General features: G+C 69.8%; 19 protein-coding genes. 10 read left to right on the top strand and 9 right to left on the bottom strand.

The annotated features are described in order from the left end of the window. Window positions 1-62 precede the first annotated feature (62 nt). Window positions 63-632, bottom strand: a complete 570-nt coding sequence (locus tag HUW62_RS13995; RefSeq protein WP_176434735.1) for a hypothetical protein — start codon at window positions 630-632, stop codon at window positions 63-65. Between the two features lie 49 nt (window positions 633-681). After that, window positions 682-1,371, bottom strand: a complete 690-nt coding sequence (locus tag HUW62_RS48090) for a hypothetical protein (RefSeq protein WP_205522577.1) — start codon at window positions 1,369-1,371, stop codon at window positions 682-684. Between the two features lie 238 nt (window positions 1,372-1,609). Between HUW62_RS48090 and HUW62_RS13985 the strand changes: the two genes are divergently transcribed. The 5 genes from HUW62_RS13985 to HUW62_RS13965 are packed head-to-tail and all read left to right on the top strand — an operon-like array spanning window position 1,610 to window position 11,710. Then, complete coding sequence (locus HUW62_RS13985) at window positions 1,610-2,509, top strand: DUF2135 domain-containing protein (protein WP_176434734.1); 900 nt, start codon at window positions 1,610-1,612, stop codon at window positions 2,507-2,509. A gap of 35 nt (window positions 2,510-2,544) precedes the next feature. After that, entirely contained in the window at window positions 2,545-3,132 is a 588-nt protein-coding gene (locus HUW62_RS13980; RefSeq protein WP_176434733.1) for a DUF1175 family protein, read from the top strand. Then, window positions 3,129-4,760, top strand: coding sequence for a hypothetical protein (locus tag HUW62_RS13975; protein WP_217911309.1), 1,632 nt, complete (start codon window positions 3,129-3,131; stop codon window positions 4,758-4,760). Before HUW62_RS13980 ends, HUW62_RS13975 begins: the two co-directional genes overlap by 4 nt. After that, entirely contained in the window at window positions 4,757-9,475 is a 4,719-nt protein-coding gene (locus HUW62_RS13970) for an alpha-2-macroglobulin (protein WP_176434731.1), read from the top strand. The genes HUW62_RS13975 and HUW62_RS13970 overlap by 4 nt, the downstream gene beginning before the upstream one ends. A 3-nt stretch (window positions 9,476-9,478) precedes the next feature. Continuing rightward, window positions 9,479-11,710, top strand: coding sequence for a SpoIID/LytB domain-containing protein (locus HUW62_RS13965; RefSeq protein WP_176434730.1), 2,232 nt, complete (start codon window positions 9,479-9,481; stop codon window positions 11,708-11,710). Here HUW62_RS13965 and HUW62_RS13960 read toward each other — a convergent pair. The 3 genes from HUW62_RS13960 to HUW62_RS13950 are packed head-to-tail and all read right to left on the bottom strand — an operon-like array spanning window position 11,707 to window position 14,133. Then, window positions 11,707-13,065, bottom strand: a complete 1,359-nt coding sequence (locus HUW62_RS13960) for a cell wall metabolism sensor histidine kinase WalK (protein ID WP_163863531.1) — start codon at window positions 13,063-13,065, stop codon at window positions 11,707-11,709. The two genes, HUW62_RS13965 and HUW62_RS13960, sit on opposite strands and share 4 nt — an antisense overlap. Continuing rightward, window positions 13,062-13,781, bottom strand: coding sequence for a response regulator transcription factor (locus HUW62_RS13955; protein ID WP_163863844.1), 720 nt, complete (start codon window positions 13,779-13,781; stop codon window positions 13,062-13,064). Before HUW62_RS13955 ends, HUW62_RS13960 begins: the two co-directional genes overlap by 4 nt. Before the next feature lie 13 nt (window positions 13,782-13,794). Beyond that, window positions 13,795-14,133 carry a hypothetical protein gene (locus tag HUW62_RS13950; protein ID WP_176434729.1) on the bottom strand — a complete coding sequence of 113 codons (339 nt, stop codon included), beginning with the start codon at window positions 14,131-14,133 and terminating at the stop codon, window positions 13,795-13,797. A gap of 194 nt (window positions 14,134-14,327) precedes the next feature. Here HUW62_RS13950 and HUW62_RS13945 point away from each other — a divergent pair, with 194 nt between their 5' ends. Further along, window positions 14,328-15,656, top strand: coding sequence for a hypothetical protein (locus HUW62_RS13945; protein ID WP_176434728.1), 1,329 nt, complete (start codon window positions 14,328-14,330; stop codon window positions 15,654-15,656). Window positions 15,657-15,721: 65 nt separating this feature from the next. Here HUW62_RS13945 and HUW62_RS13940 read toward each other — a convergent pair whose 3' ends face one another. From HUW62_RS13940 to HUW62_RS13930, 3 genes are all read right to left on the bottom strand, one after another. Beyond that, a complete protein-coding gene (locus HUW62_RS13940) occupies window positions 15,722-16,240 on the bottom strand; it encodes a hypothetical protein (protein WP_176434727.1) in 519 nt (172 codons plus the stop codon). 78 nt (window positions 16,241-16,318) lie between these two features. After that, window positions 16,319-17,563 (bottom strand): S9 family peptidase, encoded by a 1,245-nt coding sequence (locus HUW62_RS13935; RefSeq protein WP_176434726.1) that lies wholly within the window; start codon window positions 17,561-17,563, stop codon window positions 16,319-16,321. A gap of 142 nt (window positions 17,564-17,705) precedes the next feature. After that, on the bottom strand, window positions 17,706-18,587 hold the full coding sequence (locus HUW62_RS13930; protein ID WP_176434725.1) for a zinc metalloprotease: 882 nt from the start codon (window positions 18,585-18,587) through the stop codon (window positions 17,706-17,708). Window positions 18,588-18,883: 296 nt separating this feature from the next. Between HUW62_RS13930 and HUW62_RS13925 the strand changes: the two genes are divergently transcribed. The 4 genes from HUW62_RS13925 to HUW62_RS13910 all read left to right on the top strand — a co-directional run bounded on the left by HUW62_RS13925 (window position 18,884) and on the right by HUW62_RS13910 (window position 23,013). Beyond that, window positions 18,884-19,561, top strand: coding sequence for a DUF4142 domain-containing protein (locus tag HUW62_RS13925; protein WP_163863525.1), 678 nt, complete (start codon window positions 18,884-18,886; stop codon window positions 19,559-19,561). Window positions 19,562-19,707: 146 nt separating this feature from the next. After that, window positions 19,708-20,691 (top strand): hypothetical protein, encoded by a 984-nt coding sequence (locus HUW62_RS13920; protein ID WP_163863524.1) that lies wholly within the window; start codon window positions 19,708-19,710, stop codon window positions 20,689-20,691. Between the two features lie 31 nt (window positions 20,692-20,722). Next, a complete protein-coding gene (locus tag HUW62_RS13915; protein WP_163863523.1) occupies window positions 20,723-21,475 on the top strand; it encodes an ATP-binding cassette domain-containing protein in 753 nt (250 codons plus the stop codon). Then, entirely contained in the window at window positions 21,472-23,013 is a 1,542-nt protein-coding gene (locus HUW62_RS13910; RefSeq protein WP_255203415.1) for a glycine betaine ABC transporter substrate-binding protein, read from the top strand. Before HUW62_RS13915 ends, HUW62_RS13910 begins: the two co-directional genes overlap by 4 nt. Before the next feature lie 4 nt (window positions 23,014-23,017). On the opposite strand, the gene HUW62_RS13905 is transcribed toward HUW62_RS13910, so the two are convergent. Further along, window positions 23,018-23,487, bottom strand: a 470-nt coding sequence (locus tag HUW62_RS13905; protein WP_176434724.1) for a COX15/CtaA family protein, incomplete at its 5' end; no start/stop codon positions are given.

Here is a 23,487-nt window from a genome sequence, read left to right as displayed (position 1 = left end):
TGGCGTTCGTGGACGCGGGCGCGCTCCCTCGGAGCCTCGGAGAAAGACGGTGAGGTAAAGTCTCAGCGCGAAGTTCCGGCGTCGAGGGCGCCGCCATCGAGCCAACTTGCCGGCGTCGTGTCGGAAGGCGCGCCCCAGGTCGAGCCGACAGGCACGTCAACCGTCAACGATCCCGCGTCTTCGAGTGTGCCCGCGTCCGAGGGCTCGAGGTTCAGCCCTGAGCCCGGCTCTCCATCGAAGATGCGACGAAGGATTCGACCATCTACATGGATGGCGTAGGCCGCGCCCGAGTCCAATGGAAGGACCTTGCCGTCACAGGCCGCAGGGTCCACGTCCATCCGGACGAAGACGATGTCGCCCTCTCGGATGAAACGATAGAGGCGAGCATCTTGTCGCTCCCAGCAATGCCCAGGCTGGGTTCTCGAGGGCAGGAGGTCATTGGCCGCGACCATCAGGGCCTTGAGCACCGCTCCATCCAGTTCGACGGGGACGCCCGAGCCGGCCATCCTGTGTGCTGTCTGGGCGAAGAACTCCGGAAAGCGAAGTGATGGGTCCACATCGATGGGGCGAGAGGGCGTGGCTCGCGGACAGCCCGTGACGAGCAGAAGCCATGGAATGAGCAATCGTCTCATCGGACTCTACCGAGTGGGCTCACCACGGACCGAAGTGCGACGCGAGCCCTCACGACGGCAATCCCCACACATCGAGCGAGATATCCGGCGGAGGCCGGTAGTCCTCGAGCCGAGGCATGGGCACGGGCTCGCCCGGTCCACCGGCGATATCCGCGTACGTCAGCCAGCGTCCATCCGGCGCGGTGACGCGCGAGATGTAGTCCCACTCGCAAGAGTCGTTGAAGATGACGAAGCACCACCCGTTGGAGCAGAGAATCGGCGTGTCGCCACCGCCAGAGTCCTCCACGAGCTGGAGCTGCCGCGTCGAAATCGTCACCTCGCCCCGCTCCAGCGCGTACAGCACTTCGAGCACCTCGTCCTCCGTCAGCTTGTGCTCGCTCGGCTGCTCCTGGAACTCCAGCCGGTTCCCGAACGGGTCCTCACCGTGGAACCGCCGCACCTCCGGAACCTCGAAGCTCCACCTCACCGGATGCTTCGCTTCGAGAAACAGTGAGACCAGCGCATCCAACGTCGTCACCCGGAAGGCCGGGTGCGCCTTCTTCGCCGGCAGGAACGGCTCCTCCACGCCAAGGTGCAGCCCTCGCCCGTCCGGCAGCTCGAACCAGAGCCCGCCTCGCTTCGCGAGTTCTGGGGGTTTGGGAATCTCTCGCAGCCCGAGCAGCTCGCCATAGAAAGCACGGCCCCGGGCCTCCTCGCCTCGGGGCATCGCGAGCTGGATGTGATCAATCCCTTGAATCATGTTCGCCGCTCCCCCTGTCGTGGCGCGTGAGTCTGCCGGGACTCCTGGTGCGGCAGAAGGGCCTCGTGCTTGCCCACCAACGTGTCCGGGCGCCCGCGCCGCGAAACGCGCATGGCCGTGATTCCGCGAGGTTCCGCCCTATTGACGATTGGCAGGCGACTTGAAATGGAAGGCGGAGCGGGCGCAGTGTGCCCATCACCGACGCCTCTGTCGGACCCCTTTCCCTTAAGGACGCGCGATGCTTCCCGTCATCCTCGCCCTGCTCCTGTCGCAGACGCCGCCCGCAGCCAACCCGCGCCAGCAGGGCGTGCCCATCGGCAAGGGCAAGACGCTGCCCACCGTGCGCCTCAGCGCCCCTTCCGGCGGCTGGACGGTGGACCGGATGCTGCTCATCGAGGGCACCGTCAGCGACACCACCATCGACCCCATCGTCGTGTCCCTCAACGGCGACCGCTACCTGATGCGCACCTTCAACGGGCGCTTCAGCCGCAAGTTCCCCGCGGCCAGCGGGAAGAATGTCGTCACGGTGATGGCCACCAACCAGGCCGGCACCGCGCGCACCCAGGCCACCAGCTACGCGCAGGTGCCGCCCGTCCCGTTCAAGGTCATCCTCACCAGCGACACCGATGGCGTGTACACCGACCTGCACGTCTACGAGCCCACCGACACCAGCGAGAAGGACGGCCAGCTCGTCATCGGCTCCATGGCCCACGTGTACTGGGCGGACACCTCCAGCCCGTCCGGCGGCACCTTCTTCCTCAACTCGCAGGGCGGTGACTTCGACCAGCCCGCGTACGGCCCGTACCTCTACATCCACCGCGCGCCGCCCAAGGGCGTGTACCTGGTGGCGACCAACTACTGGCCCAGCGGCGACAAGGCCCACACCCTGGCCACGCTCAACCTCGCGCTCTTCGAGGGTACGCCCAACGAGGTCCGCCGCATGGTGCGCATCCCCCTGGCCACGCCAGGCACCACGCGCGTGCTCGCGTGGGTGAACATCCTCGGCGACGGACAGGCGGAGGTCTACGTCCCCTCGCAGGACCCGAAGCCCACGCGCAAGGGCTGGCCCACCAACCTGGACGCCGCCCTCAAGGAGCTCCAGACGAACGGCGACGGCGGCGGCGAGGGCGACTACTGACCCGCGCCGTCTGACGCGCTCCGGTCCACCACGCCATGCTCGCCCTGTCCCTGCTGCTGTTGCTGGAGGCCACCGCGCCCGCCGCGCCAGCTCCCGAGTCGCGCGAGGTGCTGCTGCGTCGGCAGGTGGCGCAGGTCGCGCTCGCGCAGTTGAAGCAGCAGGACGCCGCCTGGCATCCGGACCAGCGCGACTGCGCGGGCCTCATCCGCTTCGCCTTCCGCACGGCCTACAAGCACGTCGCTCCCGAGCGCCTCGCCACGCCGCTGTGGCAGGACGCGCGCGGCAAGCCGTCTGACTTCGCGGACGCGGAGACGTTGCTGCACCACAGCCTGGTGTTCCTGGGCCGTGACGAGGCCACGCGCGACGCGGTGCGCACCGGCGACGTGCTCGCGTTCCGTCAGGAGCAGGACTCGGGCCCCCACTTCCATCTCATGCTGGTGGTGCGCCCGGAGGACCGGGCCCATGCACCGGCGCGCGTCGTCTACCACCCGGGGGAGAAGGGCGCCGCGGTGCGCACCGGGCTCCTCCACAACCTCGCCGACGAGGCGCCACGTGAGTGGCGTCCGGTGCCTGGCAACGGCGCCTTCCTCGGCTTCTTCCGTTTCAAGGAGTGGATGCCATGACATCTCCGTCGAGCCCTCCTCCGGGCACGCCGTCACCGGTGAGCCCACCGCCCAAGCGGGGCGGTCCTCCCAAGGGCCTGTTGATTGGACTGGGCACTGTCTTTGTCGGCGCCGCGGTGGCGGGGGCCTTCGTCCTCGGCCGTCGCACCAGCGGGCCCTCGTTGGGTGGTGGCGACGGCAGCAGTTCGCCTCCGCTCATCAGCAGCGGCGCGAGCGGCACCTCCGCTCCCCCCGCGCAGGTGGAAGGGCTGCCCGAGCCCACCAGCACGGAGCTGGAGGTGCCCGGTGCGAGCGCGCCCATGGCGGTGTGGCTGGACGTGCTCCATCCGCCCAAGGTGCGTGAGGCGCTGTCGCGCAATGCGTGGCTTCGCGCGCAGCTTTCGCAGCCGCTGGGGCAGGGCTTCGTTGGAGGCTGGGCCGGATTCTTCGGCTCCACCGGAGAGGACCTGAAGGCCGACTTCAAGGGCGCGGTGCTGGACCTGCTGGTGGGCCGCGCGGCCAACACGCCGTTCCGCGTGGCGTGGTTCGCCGGTGTCGCGCGCGCGAGCACGCCCGCGTTCATCCTGCCCAAGGCGACGGCGTCCGCGACGGCGGCCTACAACGCGTTGGACGCGGTGGCGAGCCGAGGCACGCTCACGGCGAAGACGTGCCCGGGTGGCACGCCCACCGCCGTCGCCGAGGGGCTGGAGTTGAAGCGCTGGCTGGTGGCGGAGCAGACGCTGTGGGCGGGCAGGACGCCGGACCGGCTCGTCGTGGCGCGGCACCCCATCGCGGTGCTCCAGGGCCTGTGCGCGGAGGTGCCGGAGCTGCGCGGCGAGGACAACGTGGACGTGGAGCTGGGTTTCCAGCCCGAGGCGTTCGGCCGCGACGCGCAGTTGTTCACGCACGTGCTGGGACTGTCGCCGGACACGCGCCTCCAGTTCGGCGTGGAGGGGGACCGTTTGGTGGGGCGGGGCATCGCTGGCGAGCTGATGGAGGGCACCGCGCGCCTGGACAAGGCGCCGCTGTCCGACGACTTGCTGAAGCTGGTGCCGGAGGAGACGCCGGTGCTGCTGGCCATGCAGCTCAAGCTGCCGGAGACGCTGACGGCCGAGTCGCTCAAGGCCTTCTGGAAGTCAGGCGGCGCGGGCGCGACGCGCACGCGGCAGGTGGCGGTGGTGTGGACGCCGCGCGGGGACTCAGCGCTGTTCCAGGAGGTGGCGGTGCTGTGGGGCCGGCCCGAGGACGGGCCCGCGCTGGAGGGCTTCTTCTCCGGAGGCAGCAGCACGCTGATCAAGGAGACGGTGTGCAATCACGTGGTGCTGGCGTCGAGCAGTGAGGAGCTGAAGGCGCTGCGCATGTCGTGCTCGGGCGGCAAGCCGAACATGCTCGCCGCGCCAGGGCCCGTGGTGGCGGGGCTTCGCGAGCCCACCTCGTTGGCCTTCGGGGTGAATCTGGGACGGCTGCTCAGCGGCCTCACCATGGACGGCTTCCTGTCCGAGTCCCGAGTGGGGCGCAACGCGCCGATTCCGAAGTCGGCGCCCCCTGAAATCGAAGCGGCGCGGCGCGACCTGGAGTCGCTGCCGTACCTGGGCCTGCGCGGCACCGTGCAAGGCGATTCGCTGGTTCCTGGAGGTTTCGGGTCATGAGGATGATTGCTCGACTCGCGGTACTGACGGCGGTGGCGCTGTCCGGCGTGGCGATGGCCAAGCCGCTCTACATCACCGTGCCGCGCTCCTATGGCAGCGGCGAGCCGGTGGCGGTGGACGTGGCCTTCGAGGACAAGGGGCCGGTGGAGCTTCGCGTCCTCAAGCCCGACAACGTGGATGCGTTCATCCGCGCGCAGGGCGACTTGCGGCGCGCGTACCAGACGCCTCCGACGATGAACAACCCGGGCCGCGCGCTCAGCCGCGGTGTCAACGCGATGGCCCTGCCGGGCCGGTGGCTGCTCGACGCGCTCGACCAGAACTTCCGCCAGGACGCGCTGAGCGTCCTGCCGCCCGCGCCGGACGTGCCTTTCACCTACGAGCCGTTGGCCAAGGTGGCGGAGGGGCCCAAGAAGCTCGTCGGCGTGCCCCCGGGCTTCACCGTGGCGCGCAGCCAGTGGCTCAACCTGGACCTGGGCGGCGCGGAGCGTGACTTCAGCGTGCCCGGCTTCAACGCGAGCGGTGGCTACGGTTTCCAGGAGCGTCGAGTGCTGTTGGCGCCGCTGCCGGCCGGCACCTACGTCCTCCAGCTCGTGCAGGGGCTCGTCGAGGGCCAGGTGGTGCTCGTCGTCAGTGATTTGACGGTGCAGCTCAAGCAGACGGATGGTGAGGTGTTGGTGCGCGTGGCCGGCAAGGACCAGAAGCCGGCGGTGGGCGCGCAGGTGCAGGTGTACCTGCCCAAGGGCAAGGGCCCGACGGGGAAGACGGACGCCAAGGGCGAGGTGCGGCTGGACGTGACGGAGCCGCGCATCATCGCCACCGCGTCGGTGGGCGGCGACACGGCGATTGTCGACACGGACTTCTACTCCACGCTGGCGGTGGCGCCGGACGTGTTCATCTACAGCGACCGGCCCATCTACAAGCCGGGCCACGAGGTGAGGTTCCGCGGCGTGCTGCGCCAGCCGGACACCTTCCTCGCGCGGCTGTTCACGCCGAAGAAGAAGGACGTGAATGTGAAGCTCGTCTCGCAGGAGGGCCGTGCGCTCACCACGCGCGTGTCCGTGGACGAGTTCGGCGCCTTCCACGGCACGCTCAAGGTGCCCGACGACTTGGGCACGGGCGTGCTGCGCGTGGAGGCGGAGCTGGACGGCCAGCCGCACCAGGGCGAGGCGCGCGTGCAGGACTACGTGAAGCCGACCTTCTACCTGGAGGCGGAGCCCGAGTCGGAGACGGTCGTGCCCGGCCAGGCGCTGCGCGTGAAGGTGCGCGCGCGTCGCTACGCGGGTGGCGTGCCCGCCGGTGCGAAGTACGAGGTGTTCCTGTACCGCAGCCTGCTGGACGCACCCGCGTGGGTGGATGACTCCGGCAAGGGTGGCCAGGGCAGCGACGTGACGTACGGCTCGCAGTCCAGCAACGAGGGCAAGCTGAGCGTGCCCGAGCGGCTGTACTCCTCCGTGGCGGAGCGCGGTGCGAGCGAGGACCCGTGGGCCAGCGCGACCGGCTTCGATGCGAGCGGCGAGGCGGCGATTGAAGTCGCGGTGCCGGAGCTGAAGGCGGGGGAGGAGCGGCTGCCGTATCGCTACTCGCTCACCGTGCGCGCGCGGGATGACCAGGAGACGTTCGCCAACTCGACGACGTCGTTCTTCCTGTCGAAGGTGGAGGTGCTGGGCACGGCGCGCTACTCGGACGCGGTGGTGGCCAAGGGTGGCGAAGCGCAGCTGTCGGTGCGCGCGACGACGCTGTCGGGCAAGGCGTATGGCGTCACGCAGGGCGAGGTGGAGTTCGTGCTGCGCAAGGCGGACGGCGCGGAGAAGAGCCTGGGCAAGCGCTCGTTCACCACGGCGGCGGACGGGACGCACCGCGAGAAGGTGCCCACGTCGGACGTGGGCGCGGTGCTGGCGCGCGTCGTCGTGAAGGACAAGCGCGGCGAGACGTGGCAGGGCGAGGAGTCGCTGCTCGTCATCGGCTCGGCGGACGAGGCCGTGGCGCAGGTGCCCAACCTCACGCTGGCGTCGCTGTCGGGCACGCTGGAGCCCGGGGACTCGGCGCGGCTGGTGGCGCTCCTGCCGGACGGTTGGGGCGCGGGTGGCCGAGACGCGGGCCCGGTGTGGGTGACGCTGGCGGGCGCCAGCCTCTATGACACGCAGGTGGTGGAGCTGACGGGCCGCACGCTGGTGCACAGCTTCAGCGTGGAGAAGCGCTTCGGCGGCGCGGTGTATGCGTCCGTGGCGTACCCCACGTCGACGGGCCGCTGGGAGGAGCGCACGGTGGCGTTCCGCGTGATTCCGCGCGAGCGCACGCTCACCGTGGAGTTGCAGCCGCGTCGCGCCGAGGCCACGCCGCTGACCGAGCAGACCATCGACGTGCGCGTCGTGGACCACGAGGGCAAGGGCGTCGTCGCGCAGTTGTCGCTGGGCGTGGTGGACAAGGCCGTCTACGCCATCCAGTCCGAGTTCCGTCCCAAGGTGCTCGACTTCTTCTACCCGCCGGCGCGCAACAACGTGTCCAACTTCTACTCCTCGGAGTTCCAGGGGTACGGGTACGGCGAGGCGCTGGCGCGGAAGATGGCGGGGCTGCCGGACCACGCCTTCGCGTCCATCAAGCCGCCCAGCCGTCAGGCGAAGGATTTGGAGAAGGACACGGCGCACTGGGACCCGACGGTGGTGACGGACCGTGACGGCCGCGCCACGGTGCGCTTCACGCTGCCGTCCAACCAGACGCTGTGGGTGGTGACGGCGGTGGCGGCGGACACGTCCGGCCGTTTCGGCGAGAGCACGTCCGAGTTCGCCTCGCGCGGCGGCCTCAACCTGTATGCGGCGCTGCCGCAGTTCCTGCGCGAGGGTGACGAGGCGCTGGCGTCCATCCGGCTGTCCGCGGGGGAGAAGTCGCCGGGGAGCCAGTTGCTCCAGGTGAAGCTCGCGTCGCTGGGCGCGCTGAAGGCGGACCAGTCGCAGCACAAGGTGGAGCTGGCGAAGGGCGGCGAGCAGGTGGTGCCGCTGACGCTGCGCGCCGCCTCGACGGGTGATGCGCAGCTCATGGTGGACGTGTCGGGTGGCAAGGACCCGCTGAAGGACCGCAAGCTGTTCCAGGTGGAGTCGGCGGCGGTGGAGGACGTCGTCAAGGTGAGCGCCTGGGGTGGTGGCGCGCTGGAGGTGCCGGCGGCGAAGGAGGCGACGCTGACGCGCGTGGAGCTGGTGCTCCAGCCGTCCATCGTCGACGCGGCGCTGTCCAACGTGCGCGAACTGCTCACGTACCCGTACGGGTGCCTGGAGCAGCTCGTGTCGACGACGGTGCCCAACGTGGCGGTGTACCAGGTGCTCCAGAAGGCGGGCGCGCTGGCGAAGCTGGACACGGACACGCAGGCGCTGCTGGCGGAGGCTCGCAGCCGCTCCGTGCAGGGCACCGCGCGCATCCTCAACCTGTCGGTGAAGGGCGGCGGCTTCACCTGGTTCGGTGGCTACAGCACGCCGAGCCTGCCGCTCACCCTCATCGCGCTGGACGGCCTGGCGTACGCGGCCGAGGCGGGCCTGGTGGACCGCGCGGACCCGCGTCTGGTCGAGAGCGCGCGCTGGTTGGAGGCGCAGGAGGGGCTGCCGCCCGAGTACGAGGCCACGCGGGCCTATGTGCTGGCGCGGCTGGAGGGGCCGAAGCAGGCGGCGCGCGTGCGTGCGCTGGTGGAGGCCTCCGAGTCCGGTGAGCTGTACTCGTTGGCGCTGGCGGTGCTCGCGGCGGAGAAGGCGGGCGTCATCAAGGAGCCGGAGCTCCAGGCGCGCATCAACGCGCTGGTGAAGCGCAGCTCGGAGGGGTTCACGACGCTGGCCGCGTACAAGCCGGGCCAGGAGCTGGAGCTGTCGGAGGCGTTCTTCCGCTTCCCGCTGCGGCGCGTGGGCATGACGGCGATTGCCGCGCACGCGGCGTCGTTCGGCACGCTGGATGTCACCCGCGCTCGCAAGCGCATCCTGGAGATGCTGTCCGAGCCGGACCTGTCCACGTTCGACCGGAGCACCGCGCTGTTGCACTCGCTGTGGCTGTTGGAGCGCGACGCGAAGGCGTTCAAGGGCATGACTCCGCCGGAGGTGAAGGGCACCCAGGGCGCGGTGAAGTTCTCTCCGCGCGGCATGGGCCTCGTCGCGACGCTGGAGCCGGGGACTCGCACGGTGGACGTGGGTGGCTTCGACGGCGTGGCGACGCTTCAGGCCACCGCGCTCACGCCGCTGTCCGCGGTGCGCGCGCAGGCAGAGGGCATGTCGCTCTCGCGTGCGTACTACGCGCTGCGCGAGGGCGGGAAGGTGAAGCTCGGCGCGGGGGACACGGTGTCGCAGGGCGAAGAGGTCTACGTGGAGCTGACGATGGACGCGCGCGGGAGCAACAAGGTGCGTTCGGCGTACTACGTGGTGGAGGACGCGGTGCCCGCGGGCTTCGTGGCGCTCCAGGAGGACAAGGCGTTCCGCGGTCCTCCGCACTCGCTGCCGTTGGTGCCGGAGGCGCTGAAGCGCCGGGTGTTGAGCCCGGAGCGCGCGACGTTCTTCTTCGAGGAGCCGGCGTGGTGGAGCGACAGCCCGCGCACGGTGGGCTACGTGCTGCGCGCGCAGTTCCCCGGCACGTTCTCCGCGCCTCCCGCGAGCATCGAGGACATGTACGCCGCGAGCATCCACGGCCGCACGGCCGCGGACTCGCTGAAGGTGGTTCCGTCGAAGAAGGGCACGGGAGACCTGTAGTCGATGGGGTGGGCCTCCGTGGTGGCCGTGTTGCTGACGGCCACCCCCACCTTCGTCACGCGAGGTGACGTGACGCCCGAGTCGGACCTTCGTCGCGAGGCGGAGGCCGGCTGGGCGGCGTTGGAATCGGTGTACGCGGCGGAGGCGGGTGGGGCGCCGGTGAAGGCCCCTGCCTCCATCATCCTCCAGCGCGGCGTGGCCCTGTCGCCCGAGCGCAACGCGCAGGGCCGGCCGGGACTCGTGGAGCTGCGGCAGAACACGCCGGGCGTGTTGGACGAGCGGTTGCGCGTGGCGTTGCGGCACGAGCTGGCCCATCAGCTCCTGTGGTGGGCTTGTCCGCAGTCGAGCGAGGACCGGCTCTTTCACGAAGCCTTCGCGGTGGCGCTGAGCGGCGAGCTGCCCGCGTGGCGCGAGGGCCCGTATCAATCCCTGTCGCGCGCGGCCTCGGAGCTGGCGGCGGCGCCAGCGGTGGACTCGTCGCGGGCGCGGCGGGCGCTGGCGCGGCTGTTGAGCGAGACGGTGGGGTTTCCCAAGGCGCTGTCGCGGCGGCTGCGCCAGTGTCACGATGGGGCGCGGTGGGTGGTGCCGCTGTCCATCGACGAGCTGGCGGACGTGCAGGTGCGCGCGGCGGGGCCGGCCACGGTGGTGGTGAGTCGTCACTCGGGCGAGGTGCTGTTGTCGGAGGGCGAGGTGCGGCGCGCGCTGCCTTATGGCTCCGTGCTGAAGCCCTTCGTCTACGCGGCGGGTAGCGGGCATCCAGTGTTGGCGCCGCGCGTGGACGTGCAGGAGTGGGCGTGTGGCCCGGGGCTGCCGGCGAAGGTGGACGCGCGCACGGCGCTGCTGCGCTCGTGCAACGGGTACTTCCTGGACTGGGAGACGCAGGGCTCGGCGCCGAAGGGGTTTGGTGCGTGGGAGCCGGTGCTGTCGGTGCTGGGTCTGACGGGGACGCCGGTGGACATGGCGGACGTGGTCGGCCTGCGCTCCACGTTGGCGCTGAGTCCGTGGGGGATGGCGCAGGCCTATCGGTTGTTGGCGGAGGCTCGGCCGGACGTGGTGGGGCTGCTGGCGGACAACGCGGCGCGAGGGACGCTGGCGGAGCTGCCCGCGTCGAAGGCGCTGGTGGGCGTGGCGACGAAGACGGGCACGGTGCGCGACGCGGCGAGCCGTCCGCAGTACGGCTGGATTGCGGCGGTGGACGGGGACCTGGTGGTGGTGGCGGTGCGGCCGGGGAAGATGCCGCGCCAGTTCGCGGAGGAGATTCCGGCGGCGCTGGCGAAGGCGCGCAAGCAGGCGGGGGTGGAGGCGGCGCGGGTGCAGGTGTTGGGGTTGGTGCCCGCGCGCGAGGTGGAAGCGCGTTGCGCGGGTGCGGGCTTCACGGTGGACAACGGGCTGCCGAAGGTGGCGCCGGTGGAGTGGGCCCGGCTGGAGGGATTGACGGCGCGAGGGGCGGCGGTGTGCCTGGGTGCGCCGTGGCGGGTGCGCTTTCCGAAGGGGCCGGAGGAGGGACGGGACTACGCGGGAGTCTTCACGTGGTCGCCACCGCCCGCGTACCGGCCACCCGCGGGAGTGCCCACGTCGCCCAGCGCATTGAAGGCGCGGCGAGGCTCGGACTTCGTGTTCCGCACGACGCGGTTGCAGTACACGGCGGGCGTGGTGTCGGCGGAGGACGTGACGTTGAAGGGCGAAGCGCGGCTGGCGTTGGCGCGGGTGGTGGCGCACAACGAGCAGCACAGCCGTCACCCGGGCCGGGCCGTCTGCGACACGACACACTGTCAGGCCTTTCGAGGCACGGTGCGGGTGCCGCGAGACGATGCGAAGGCGCTGAGACTTCCGGCGCTCAAGTGGCGGGAGTGGTTGTTGTTCTCCCAGGGGGGACAAGAGCCCTGGACTCAGGAGCGGCCGCGAGTGGACGTGGAGCGGCTGCTGGGCAAGGGCCTGGTGTCGCTGCGCTTCGAGGCGGGACGCGTCCAATACCTGCTCACGGAGAAGGAGGGCGCGTCGACCTTCGAGAGCGGGCGCTCACTGCCATGTGAGTTGCTGCGCTCGGGCTTGAAGCTGCCGTCATGTCCCCGCACGGCGTCGTTCAACGGGGACGCGCTGGTGTTCGAGGGACGCGGGCGCGGGCACGGCGAGGGTCTGGACGTCGAGGCGGCGAAGTCGAGTGGACTCCGCAGTGACGCGATTCTCGAGAACGCCTACGGACAGAGCCGCCCCGAGCCTCGGGACGTGGATTAGGGCTTCGCGAGGGGAAGCACGAGCCGGGCGCGGGTTCCTCCCTCGGTGACCCCTTGGAGGGACAACGTGCCTCCGTGGGCCTCGACGATGCGGCGCACGAGCGTCAACCCGAGGCCGGTGCCTCCCGTCTCCCTCGCTCGGCTGCGGTCGGTGCGGAAGAACGGCGTGGTGAGCTTCGGCAGGTCCTCGTCGCTGATGCCGATGCCCCGGTCCTCCACTTCCAGGTGCACCGCGTCGGCTTCCACCTGGGCCCGCAGCGTCACCGGACTGCCGGGCTCCGAGTACTTGCGCGCGTTGTCGAGCAGGTTGTGCAGCGCCCGCCGCACCAGCACCGGGTCGGCCTCCAACGGCGGCAGTTGCTCGGCCAGCTCCAATTGGAGAGGGCACTCGGGCGCGCTCTTCTGGAAGCGCTCGGCGGCGTCCTTCAGGAACTCCGTCAGCCGCAGCGTCGCCCGTTGGATGCGAGGACCCGGCTGTCCCGCCTGATTCGCCTCCAGGTCGAGCCGGGCCATCTGCAACACACCATCCACGAGCTGCTGAAGTTCCCCGATGTCCCGCCGCAGCTCCGGCAATCGCATCGCCAGCTCTTCTGGTTGTCCGTCCTCCACCAGGTCCAGCGTCACGCCCAGCCGCGCCAGGGGCGTGCGCAGCTCGTGCGACACGTTGGCCAGCAACTCCTTCTGGCCTCGGATGAGCGACTCCGTCTGTGCGGCCATCGTGTCGAAGGTGTTCCCCAGCACCGCCACTTCGTTCCGGCCCTTCAGCCGCACGCGCGCGGACAGGTTCCCTCGGCCAAACTCTCCCACCGCGGTGGTCAGTTGCTCCAGCGGGGAGACAATCGCGCGCGCCAGGGGCACGGAGATTCCCGCCAGGAAGAAGAGCACGGCGGCCAGACTGACACTCAGCGCCACGTAGACCCAACGATGGGTGACGGTCCGGTAGATCAGCACGCCTGTCACGACGTCGCCGCGCCACGTGGGGGCGGCCCAGAAGTTGAGTTCGTCCCTCTCGAACCAGTTATTGGCCCTGCGAACTTGTTGCCACTCCGCTTCGTTGAGCGGTCTCAGCGGGGGGTGCGCCGAAGTCAGCTTCACGTTGCCCTGAAGGTCATACAGGGTGGCCTGGACGTTCTTCTTCGCGTTGAGGGACTCAATCATTCGCCCGAGGTCCGGGGAGTCCGAGTTGGCCAGGTCCACCAGCTCCGTGAAGTGGTTGTTGTTGGGTTGGTTGCCATGGAGCTGCAGGAGTTTGGTGATGAGGGAGAAGGACAAGACGGCGCCCCCCAGCATCAACAGGCCATACAGATAGATGCGCCAGAACATCCGACGGGGGCGGAGCCGCTCACTGAGCTTCATGACTCGTCGCCTCGCTCCAGCACATACCCCACGCCTCGTACCGTCTTGAGCATCCGGGGATTGCGAGCGTCGTCCCCCAGCTTCTGGCGCAGCCGGGACACATGCACGTCGATGGCGCGGTCCACGGGGCCGTCCGGGTCGCTGCCCTTCGCCAGCTCCAGCAACTGCTCGCGCGACAGCACCCGTCCCGCGCGCTCCGCGAGCCCGAGCAGCAGCGCGAACTCGTGTCGCGTCAGCGACAACACCTGCCCATCCAGCGACGCCCGCATGTCACCCCGGTTCAGCGTGAGCGCGCCCACACGCACCACCTCGCGCGAGGGCCCCAGCAGTCCCCGGCTGCGCCGCACCAGCGCCTGGATGCGCGCCAGCAACTCCCGTGAGGAGAAGGGCTTGGGCAGATAGTCGTCCGCGCCCAGCTCCAAGCCCATCACCCGGTCCGCCTCCTCGCCGCGCGCGGTGAGCATGAGGATGGGCACCGCCGAGCGCTCCCGCAGCTCGCGGCACACGGTGAGCCCATCCTTCCGGGGCAGCATGATGTCGATGAGGATGGCGTCGAAGGCGCGGCGCGAGGCTTCAAGCAGACCCAGCTCGCCATCCCGCGCGACGCAGGTGCGCACGCCCTGGCGCTCCAGGTACTCGGCCGTGAGGCGCGCCAGGTGCGCGTCGTCCTCGATGAGGAGCACCTCGATGCCAGGTGACGGTGTGGCGGTTCCCATCATGTCTCCCAGTCTAGTGGGACTGGCCCGCGGCGGGCTCGCCGTTGAACCACGGGAGCGCATCACCCACCAGTTGCCTCCTCCAGTTGAGCAGGAGCCTGCCTGTCGTGCAGGCGCCCCCAGGCGTCATGAGCTGCCTCACCCATTCCTGGGGATTCAGCCGGCGCACCTGCCACACGCCGACATCGACGAGGAGCTGTCCGAGCTCCACCACGTCTGTCGTTCGAAGGCTGGACCTCATGTCGAGGCTCGGCGGCATCGCGGCCCGCGACGCGAAGGCGAGCAGCAACAGGACTTGGACGACGAGCGGGGCAACCGCGCGGAAACGTCGGATGGGGCGTGGGGACGACATCGAACCTCCCAGGGCCAGGACCTCGGGGTCCATTGGATGCTGCGCACTTCACCGCCGGGATGTCGCGGGAGGATGTGCGGAATGTAAACGAATGTAACGGGCCTCCAGGGCAGGCGAGCGCATTGGCACGTCCGCTGGAATCGGCGATGTTCGCGAGCAGAGGGGTTGTTCCAATCTGCTTTGGGGAAGATGACATGCACGTCGCATCGCGCCGGTTCGCGCTTTCGTTGCTCTTGAGTGCCTCGCTGTTGTCCGGATGCTCCGAGGACTCGCAAACGCCGCAGGACGGACCCGACACGGAAGAAGGGTGTCCCGCGGTCACCGGCGCCGTCGTGGAGCACCAGGGCACCCTCTCCACCTCGGAGACGTGGGCCGCCGGCAGTCCGCATGTCATCACCAGCAACCTCTCCATCCGAGGGCAGGTCACCGTGGCGGCCTGCGCGACGGTGCGCATCGCGGCGGGGGCCTCGCTCCAGGTGGACAGCGGCGGCGTGCTCCGCGTCGAGGGCAAGCAGGGCCAGCCCGTGCGCTTCGAGTCGCGCGAGTCGGGCAGGCCGTGGGGCCAGGTGCTCATCGGGACGGGAGGCTCGGCGCGGCTGGAGTGGACGGTGTTCTCTGGAGGCGGAGACACGGCGACGGCCCTGGCCACGGTGCGAGTAAACGCGGGCGCTGACCTGCCCGGCCTGACGCCGCTGTTCGTCAATCACGTCACCATCGAGAGCTCGCAGGGGCCCGGCATCCTCATCAATGGCACCTCGGGCTTCGCGACGGGTTCCTCGGACCTGACCATTCGCGGGTCGGGCAGCACGGCCCGGCCGCAGCCGCTCGCCGTCAATCCCAATGCCCTGGGGACGCTGCCGTCGGGCACGTACACGGGCAACCTGGAGGACACCATCTACGTGGGGCCGGCCATCGCGTCGGCCTCGGTGTACTTCCTGGGCGCCAATGCCACGCTGAAGGACCTGGGTGTGCCCTATCGCCTGGGCGGGCTCCAGGTGGGTGGGAACCGGGTGGCGGCGACGCTCACCATCGAAGCGGGCGCGACGCTGCGCTTCGAGCCGGCGACGACGCTGGACATCTACGACGAGACGAGCGCGCTCATCGCCGCCGGGACGACCGCTCGGCCCATCACCTTCACTTCGAGCGAGACGACGCCGAGGGCGGGTGACTGGACGGGCATCCGCTTCGACGGGATGAACGCGGCCAACCGGCTGGAGTCGGTGGTGGTGAGGTACGCGGGTGGGGCGTGCCAGTGCTCCAGCCATGGGTGCAACTACCTGCCGTCCTCGTTCGATGTCAGCTCGTCCATCCTCGTGTTCGACGAGCCGACGGCGCCCTTCATCGCGAACTCGCGCATCGAGGACAGCGCGGGCCACGGCATCCTGCGCGGGTGGAATGGCTCCGACCTCAGCCTCGCGGCGAGCACCACCTTCGCGCGCATCGCAGAGTGCACGGAGACGAACCCGAAGGACCGCGATGGGCGCTGCCCCTCCGAGCCGCCCGTCTGTCCTCGCAGCCCCTGAGGCACCATGACGCCGAGGGACGCCGAGCACCCGGTCGGCGTCCCTCGAGGCTCAGGCCTCGACATTCACGAGGTTTGTGAGACCTCATCCGCGTGCTCCCACGCGCGCTGGAGGGTTTCATGTTCGCGCGTGACGCATTGGCCCGCGAGAAATCGCCAGAGCGACGCGAAGGCCGGCGAGAGCAGCACGAGCAACAACATCGTGCCCCCACGAGTCACCAACGCCACGACGAACCCGAGGATGGCGAGAACGGGCACGCTCACGAGCACGAGACCGAGCGCCCCTGACGCCGCGGGCGTCAGCGTGGTGACCGCGCGGAACTCTCGTTCCGACACGGGCGTCAGCTCGGACGAGGCCTGAATCCAGAGGGACGACAGGAAGTGGTCTCCCTGCTGTTTCCGTTCAAGTCGCATGCTGTTGCTTCCCTGCGTACCCAGATAGGGAAGGGCCGTCCTCCCATCGCGTCCCAGGCGCGTCAGCGACTGTCGTGGGTCCACCCACTCGACGAGCTGCTCGAGCACGGCTTCCGGCCGCGCTCGGGTCGTGAATCGCGCCTCCACGTGCATCGCTGGAAACCGCCACATCGTGCCCTCCCAGGTGAGCCACGGTGCTGACTTATCACTCCACCGTGGGCTTCGGCTGGGGAGGGCTCGATACCTCCTTCACTGGCAGGTGTCGCCGGGGTCCACGTACTGGCAGCGCGCGGACCACGGATACTTGTACGCATGGCAGGGTGAGGGCCGCGGCTCCGCACTGCTCCGCACGAGCGGTCGCACGGGGCGGCCTCCACATGCCACCCAGTGGCCCATGCTCGTGTCCGTCCCGTAGGCGACCGCACGCGCCGCCGTGTCACCCGTGAAGGCGTACACCGCGAGCGCATGCACTCGACGCCACACCGCCTCGCGGTCATGGGCGTTGAGGACGTTCTCCGGGTTGCCCGTGAGCGCCGCGCGAGACATGGGCACGGTGTGGGTGGCGTTGAGCCCGCAGCCACAGGCATCGCTCACCACGTTGTGCCACGCGCGCTCCATCCCCGAGGGCAGCCTGTTCCAGATATCCACGGCGATGGCGTGGTCATTCACGTCGTCATCCGCGTACACCTGGATGACGGCCCGGACGTCGGTGGGGAGCGTCTGGTAGTCGCGGCCCCACGTGTACCAGGGCGCCATCGAGAAGATGAACCGCCCGCGGCTTCCCCAGCCCTGCTCCACGAAGCCCCGCCGCGCCATCTCCGGCGTCGCGCCGCCGCCGTAGCTGTGGCCGAAGAAGCCCACGCGCGTGAGGTCGAAGCGGCCCTGCTGCTGGGCCACCGCCGCCTGGAAGCCCTGCCACAGACAGTCGTAGCGGGCCTCGTTGGGCCGCGTCGTGTCCGGCGTGAGCGGGTAGGGCACGAAGACGACCGCGTAGCCCTGGCTCGCCAGCATCCGGAACATCTCCACGTACAGGTCTGAGTCGGTGGCTCCGAACGCATGCGAGAAGAAGAGCACCGGCACCGAGTCCTGTCCCGTCGGCCGGTAGGTGACCACCTGCCCGCGCGCGACGGGGTGCGGGTTCGTCACCTTCTCCTCCGTCACCGAATAGGTCCCGGGCCGGCCCCAGTCGCTCACGGACATGACGAGGGTGCCCGCCTGCGGCTCTTCACAGGGCGCGGGGAATGGCAGCGTGGAGCAGAGGCTCTCGGTGGCGCCGCCATCCGGAATCACGCCCGCGTCCGCTCCGGCATCCTGGGGACTGCCCGCGTCCGTGCCGCCGTCGCTCATGCTCCCCGCGTCCGTGCCGCTGTCGCTCCCCGCGTCGAGCGTCGTCCCCGAGTCGGGTGGCTCGGCGTCGGGCGAGTCCGGAGTCGAGGAGTCACAGGCCGTGACGATGCACACGCACAACAAACCGAGCAGACCGAGGCGGGACATGAAGAAGGCTCCGAGGTGTCTCGGCCTTCAACCCGCGACCCCTCGGATGGTTGCGGGACGGAGTGAAAACAACGACGCCGGGACCTCCTCGTGGGAGACCCCGGCGCCGAGCCGACAACAGTCCGTGCTGTCGTGAGACGTCCTAGCGGTAGGTCGCCGTCAACTGGTCCGCGCGCGCCGACTGGCCGGCGGTGAACGTGTTCATGCAGTTGTCGTCGGTGTAGTCCATGAAGTTGGTGATGGGGTCGTTGCCCGTGGACGAGCAGGTGTTGCGGCCCGTGGGGCAGCCGTACGCGGGAGAAGCCTCCGCCGGCGTGTCGCTGACCGAGTCACCCGCGCCAGTGCAGCCGCCCTGGAACGTGTGGTACAGGCCCAGCCAGTGGCCGACCTCGTGCGTGCCCGTGTCACCCTCGTTGTAGGGCGCGGCGGTGCCGCCGGGGACGCTGCTGAAGAGGATGACCACGCCGTCCTGCTTGGGCTGCGCGGTGTAGCTGGTGGGGAACGTCGCCCAGCCCAGCAGGCCGCCGCTCAGGTTGGCGGTGTAGACGTTGAGGCTCTCCGGGCCACCCTTGCGCAGGGCCTTCTTCATCGCCTTCTCGTTGGCGCTGCCGTCCTTGAGCGCGAACCACTTCGCGTTCGTCGTGCGGTCCGTGCCCTGGAGCACGAAGCGGAACGGGGTGTTGGCATAGGCCGCGTTCAGCACGTTCATCTGCGCGGTGATCTGCGAGTCCGGGATGTCGCCGTTCGCGATGCCCGTGCCCTTGTTGATGACGTGGAAGTAGGTCGGCACCGTCACCGAGCCCACCGCGCGCATCGCCGTCTTCTGCTCGGCCAGGAAGGCGTCGATGGCGGCGCGCTCCTCCACCGAGGGCTCAATCGTCGCACAGCCACGGTTCAGCGCCGTCTGCTCCACGGCGGGGGCCTCCGGGGTCTGCGCCTCCTCGCCCGTGCACGCGGCGAGGCTCAGCAGGGCACCGGCAAACACGGCCAGACGACCATTCTTCTTCGCGACGCTGCCAATCATTGTCATCTCCGGGAAAGATGGAGATTGAGTGAATAACTGAATGAAACAGCGAGAGTCAATGCCACCATGAGACATTCTGTCGACAGTCCCCGTGTGTCCGACGTCGTACTCAGGGACGGGATGAGACAGGAATGCTCCAGTTTTCGGGTCGACTGTAAAATGTCTTTCATTGTCCCGGTGACTGACGAGCACCCCACGAAAGAGTGCTGCTCGCGGCGGGGGCTGGCGAGCGGGCGGCGATTGCCGGGCCACGGGGGGTGAACCAGCTTCCGGCATTCCCTGTCCAGGAGGACGGCATGGCTCGAAGGATTCTTGGTGGTGGTGGTGGGGCGGCCCTGGCGGCGGCGCTGGTGTTCGGCTCGATGACGGGTACGGCGCTCGCGGAAGACGAGGCCAAGAAGGCCCACAAGGAAGACAAGCGCATCGGTGAGGCGGCGGCCGAGAAGGAGCTGTATGTCGGCAAGCTGGCCCTGTTCGACGCCAAGCAGATTGCCCTGGGCAACATGGCGCTGGAGAAGACGCAGGACCCGAAGGTCCGCACGTTCGCGCAGAAGCTGGTGACGGACCACAAGCAGCACCTGTCCGACCTCAAGGCGTGGGCCGACAGCAAGTCCATCGAGGTGGCGACCATCGACCTGTCCGGGCCTCCCGGGACGGGTGGCTCCGGTGCCACCCCCGGCATGCAGGAGGGCTACGACAAGAAGATGGAGGGAGTGGACGAGCGCCTGAACAAGCGCATCACTGAGGCGGAGAAGGAGCTGGACAAGCTCCGCGAGAAGAACGGCAAGGAGTTCGACAAGGACTTCCTCTCGCGCGTCGCCGATGACGGCAAGCGGGGGCAGGACCTGGCCAAGGAAGGCATGGACAAGTACGAGACCGACGCCGCCTTCAGCGCGCTCCTGAGCAAGACGCGTCGGGGCATCGCGAGCAACGAGAAGATGGCGAAGGAGCTCGAGAAGACCATCCACCGCTGAGCGCGCGGAGCCTCTCGTGAAGCGTCGGCGCGGTGACTCGGGGCGACCCGTGTCACCGCGCCGGCGTTCCAGCAGGTGTGTGGGACGCCGGGAGCGGGCGCATCTGCCAGGTTGACGTCGCGGCGGACGGATGCCTATCCCGGCACATGGCGAACGCCTGGAAGTGGATGCTGGCCTGGGGTTTCACGGTGCTGTGCGCCGCGTGCATGACGTCGGCGCCGCATGTCCCGCCCGTCGCGCCCGAAGGGGCCACACCCGCGGGCCCTTTCCTGCCGGAAGCCCGTGCGCTCTTCGAGGGATGCACGCCCGTTCCCGACAGCACCAACTCGCGCACCTATCAATGTGGTGACGCGACGGTGTGGCTCGTCGAGCGCAAGGACGTGCCCGCCGCGCGAGTGCTCACGCTCGCCCGGGCGCGCCTGGTGGAGCGGCTGGGGGAGGGCGTGGTGGTGGCGGAGGGCGCGCTGCCGCTCGCGGGGCGCTCGTGGCCGGCGGCCCGCTTCGCCGTGTGCGAGGTGGGGGACGCGGGCCTGGAGGGACCGGGCTCCTGTCGCGCGGGCGGCTATCTGGTCTCCGTGGCGGGGCTGCTGGGGCGGCAGCGGGAGCTGGGCTGTGTCGCGAAGGACAACGCGCAGCCCGCGTTGACGCGCTGTCTGGAGCTCTTCGAGTTCCTCGCGTCGCGCGGCAGTCCGGAGGGCGAGTCGCTGGACGCGGCGGCGTTGCTGCTGCCTCCGCGTCTGCCCTGGCGCACGCTCGCGGTGCCTCAAGGCTGCCAGCCGTCGTTGTCCACCAGTCGCGATGGACGCATCCGCTGTGACGACGCGTCGTTGGTGTGGAGCGTGTATCGGCCCGCGCGGGAGGAGGTGACGGTGCGCTGGAGGGACCAGAGCGTCGCCGAATTGAGAGCCGCGCTGCCGGGCGCAAGTCCGGTGGAGGAGGTCGAGTGCCTTCTGGAGGAGCGGCCCGCGCGGTGTCAGCGCTTCACCGCGCCGTCCGCGCGCGGCCCGCTCGTCGTCTGGGCTGGGGCGATGCAGTGGGGGGACCGGGCACTGTTCGCTGCGTGCAGCTTCCTCGCGTCGGCCGAGCCCGCGTTCCCCCCGGTCTGCAATGGTGCCTTCTCCGTACCCTGAACCCACTGCCTTCGAGCGAAGGGGCCGCCTCGTGTATGCCTTGCAGGATGTCTCCAAGCGCTTCGGCACCACGCAGGCGCTGCACGCACTGAACCTCACCCTGCCCACGGGGCGGACCACCGTGCTGTTGGGGCCGAGCGGCTGCGGGAAGTCCACGCTGGTGCGATTGCTCAACGGGCTGCTGCATCCGGACACGGGGCAGGTGCTCTATGGGGGCAAGCCCCTGCCCACGGACGCGAAGGCGCTGCTGTCGCTGCGTCATCGGGTGGGCTACGCGCTCCAGGGGGGCGGGCTGTTTCCGCATCTCACGGGAGAGGAGAACGTCACGCTGATGGCGCAGCACCTGCGCTGGTCTCCCGCGAAGACTCGCGAGCGGAGGGACGTGTTGGTGGAGCTGACGCGGTTTCCCGCGGAGGCGCTCGCGCGCTATCCGGCGCAGCTCTCTGGAGGACAGCGGCAGCGGGTGGCGCTGATGCGCGCGCTCATGTTGGACCCGGAGGTGTTGTTGCTCGACGAGCCGCTGGGAGCGTTGGACCCGCTGGTGCGGCACGAACTGCAAGCGGACCTGCGCGCCATCTTCGCGCGGCTGCGCAAGACGGTGGTGCTGGTGACGCATGACCTCGCGGAGGCGGGGTTCCTCGGAGATGACATCGTGCTCATGCGTGAGGGACGCGTGGTGCAGCAGGGCAGCCTCGTGGACCTGGAGACCCGTCCCGCCGACCCGTTCGTCACGCGGTTCATCCAGGCCCAGCGACTGGCTCCGGGGAATGGGGCCTCGGCATGAGCAAGCATGGAACACGCCCGCCGATGGGCCTCGCGGTGCTCCTCCTGTTCTCGCTGGCGCTGACCGCGTGCGAGCGCGCGAGCACGACCCAGGGCGAGCCCTCCGTGCGCGTGGGCTCCAAGAAGTTCACCGAGTCCGTCATCCTCGGAGAGATGGTGTCGCAGCTCGCGCGGAGCACCGGGGCGAGCGTGCGGCACCGGCGCGAGCTCGGTGGCACCGCCGTGCTCTGGGAAGCGCTGCGCCGAGGCGAGCTGGACGTGTATCCCGAGTACACCGGCACGCTGCGCCAGGAGCTGCTCTCCGGCCGCAAGCTGCCCGACGACGCGGCCCTTCGTGTCGCCCTGGCCGAAGAGGGGCTGCGCATGAGCGCGCCGCTCGGCTTCAACAACACCTATGCGCTGGGCATGAAGGAGGCCGAGGCCGAGCGCCTGGGCATCCGGAGCATCTCCGACCTGCGCGAACATCCCGAGCTGCGCTTCGGCTTCAGCAACGAGTTCATGGAGCGCGGCGACGGCTGGCCCGCGCTCCGCGACAGCTACCGTCTCCCCCAGCGCGACGTGCGCGGCCTGGACCATGACCTCGCCTATCGCGGCATGGAGGCGGGTTCCGTCCAGGTGACGGACCTGTACTCCACGGATGCTGAAATCGCCGCCTATGGCCTGCGCGTCCTCGTGGACGACCTGCACCACTTCCCCGCCTACGACGCCGTGCTCCTCTACCGCGCGGACCTGGAGTCACGCGCCCCGGAGGCCCTCGCGGCCATCCTGCGACTCTCCGGCACGCTGTCGGAGGAGAAGATGGTGAAGCTCAACGCCCGCGCGCGACTGGAGCGCGTGCCCGAAGCCCAGGTGGCCTCCGACTTCCTCGCGCAAGCCCTGGGCGTCTCCACCGTGGTGCACGGCGACAGCCTTGTCTCCCGCGTCTGGCTTCGCACCCGGGAGCACTTGTTCCTCGTCGGCGTCTCGCTGCTCGGGGCCCTGGCGCTCGCGGTGCCGCTGGGCGTGCTCGCCTCGCGCAGTCCCCGACTCGGGCAGGGCGTGCTTGGCCTCGCCGGCGTCATCCAGACCATCCCCTCGCTGGCGCTGCTCGTGATGATGATTCCGCTGCTGGGCATCGGCTTCCGGCCGGCCATCGCCGCGCTGTTCCTCTACAGCCTCCTGCCCATCGTCCGGAACACGGCCTCGGGACTCACCGGCATCCCCCTGGAGGTGCGCGAGTCCGCGGACGCGCTGGGCCTGCCTCCACGCGCGCGGCTGTGGCGCATCGATTTGCCCATGGCCTCGCCCTCCATCCTCGCGGGCATCCAGACGGCCGCCGTCATCAACGTGGGCACCGCCACGCTCGGCGCGCTCGTGGGCGCGGGCGGCTACGGCCAGCCCATCCTCACCGGCATCCGCCTGGACGACACGCGCCTCATCCTGGAAGGCGCGGTGCCCGCCGCGGTGCTCGCCCTGCTCGTCAGCGGCGCGTTCGAGGCCCTGGGTCGCGTCCTCGTCCCCAAGGGCCTGCGGCTGCGCGCGGAGTCGGAGTCCCGCTGACGCGCTACACGGGAGACGCGTGCGTCGGCACCGTCTCCACCACCGGCTCCGCCCTCGGCGCATCGGCCGCGAGCCCCGCCGCGCACAGGCTCACCACCGCCATCCACACGAAGTCCGCCAGCAGCAGGTGCACCAACTGCAACCACACCGGCGCCAGCAGCACCACGTTGACCAGGCCCGCCACCAACTGCACCGAGTAGAGGATGGTGATGATGAGCGCCGCGCGCTTCACCTCCACCGAGGGCCGCAGCCGCGCCATCCATCGTCCCATCAGCACCAGCAGCGCCCCCATGGACACCGCGAGCACCGGGTGAAGGATGCGCCGGCGGATGAAGACGTGCGCCGTGTCGGAAACGTCCTGGCGCAGCCCCTCCATCAGCGTCTCCGAGGGGAACAGCGTGTCACCGAGCGCCGCCACCGCGCCGCTCACGCCCAGCAGCAGCATCCCCGCCACGCTCGTGCCCACCAGCACGC

The organism is Myxococcus sp. AM011 (assembly GCF_013372595.1).
GTDB lineage: Bacteria > Myxococcota > Myxococcia > Myxococcales > Myxococcaceae > Myxococcus > Myxococcus eversor.
The sequence above is the reverse complement of the archived record's forward strand: the minus strand, read 5'-3'. Positions and strand labels throughout refer to the sequence as shown.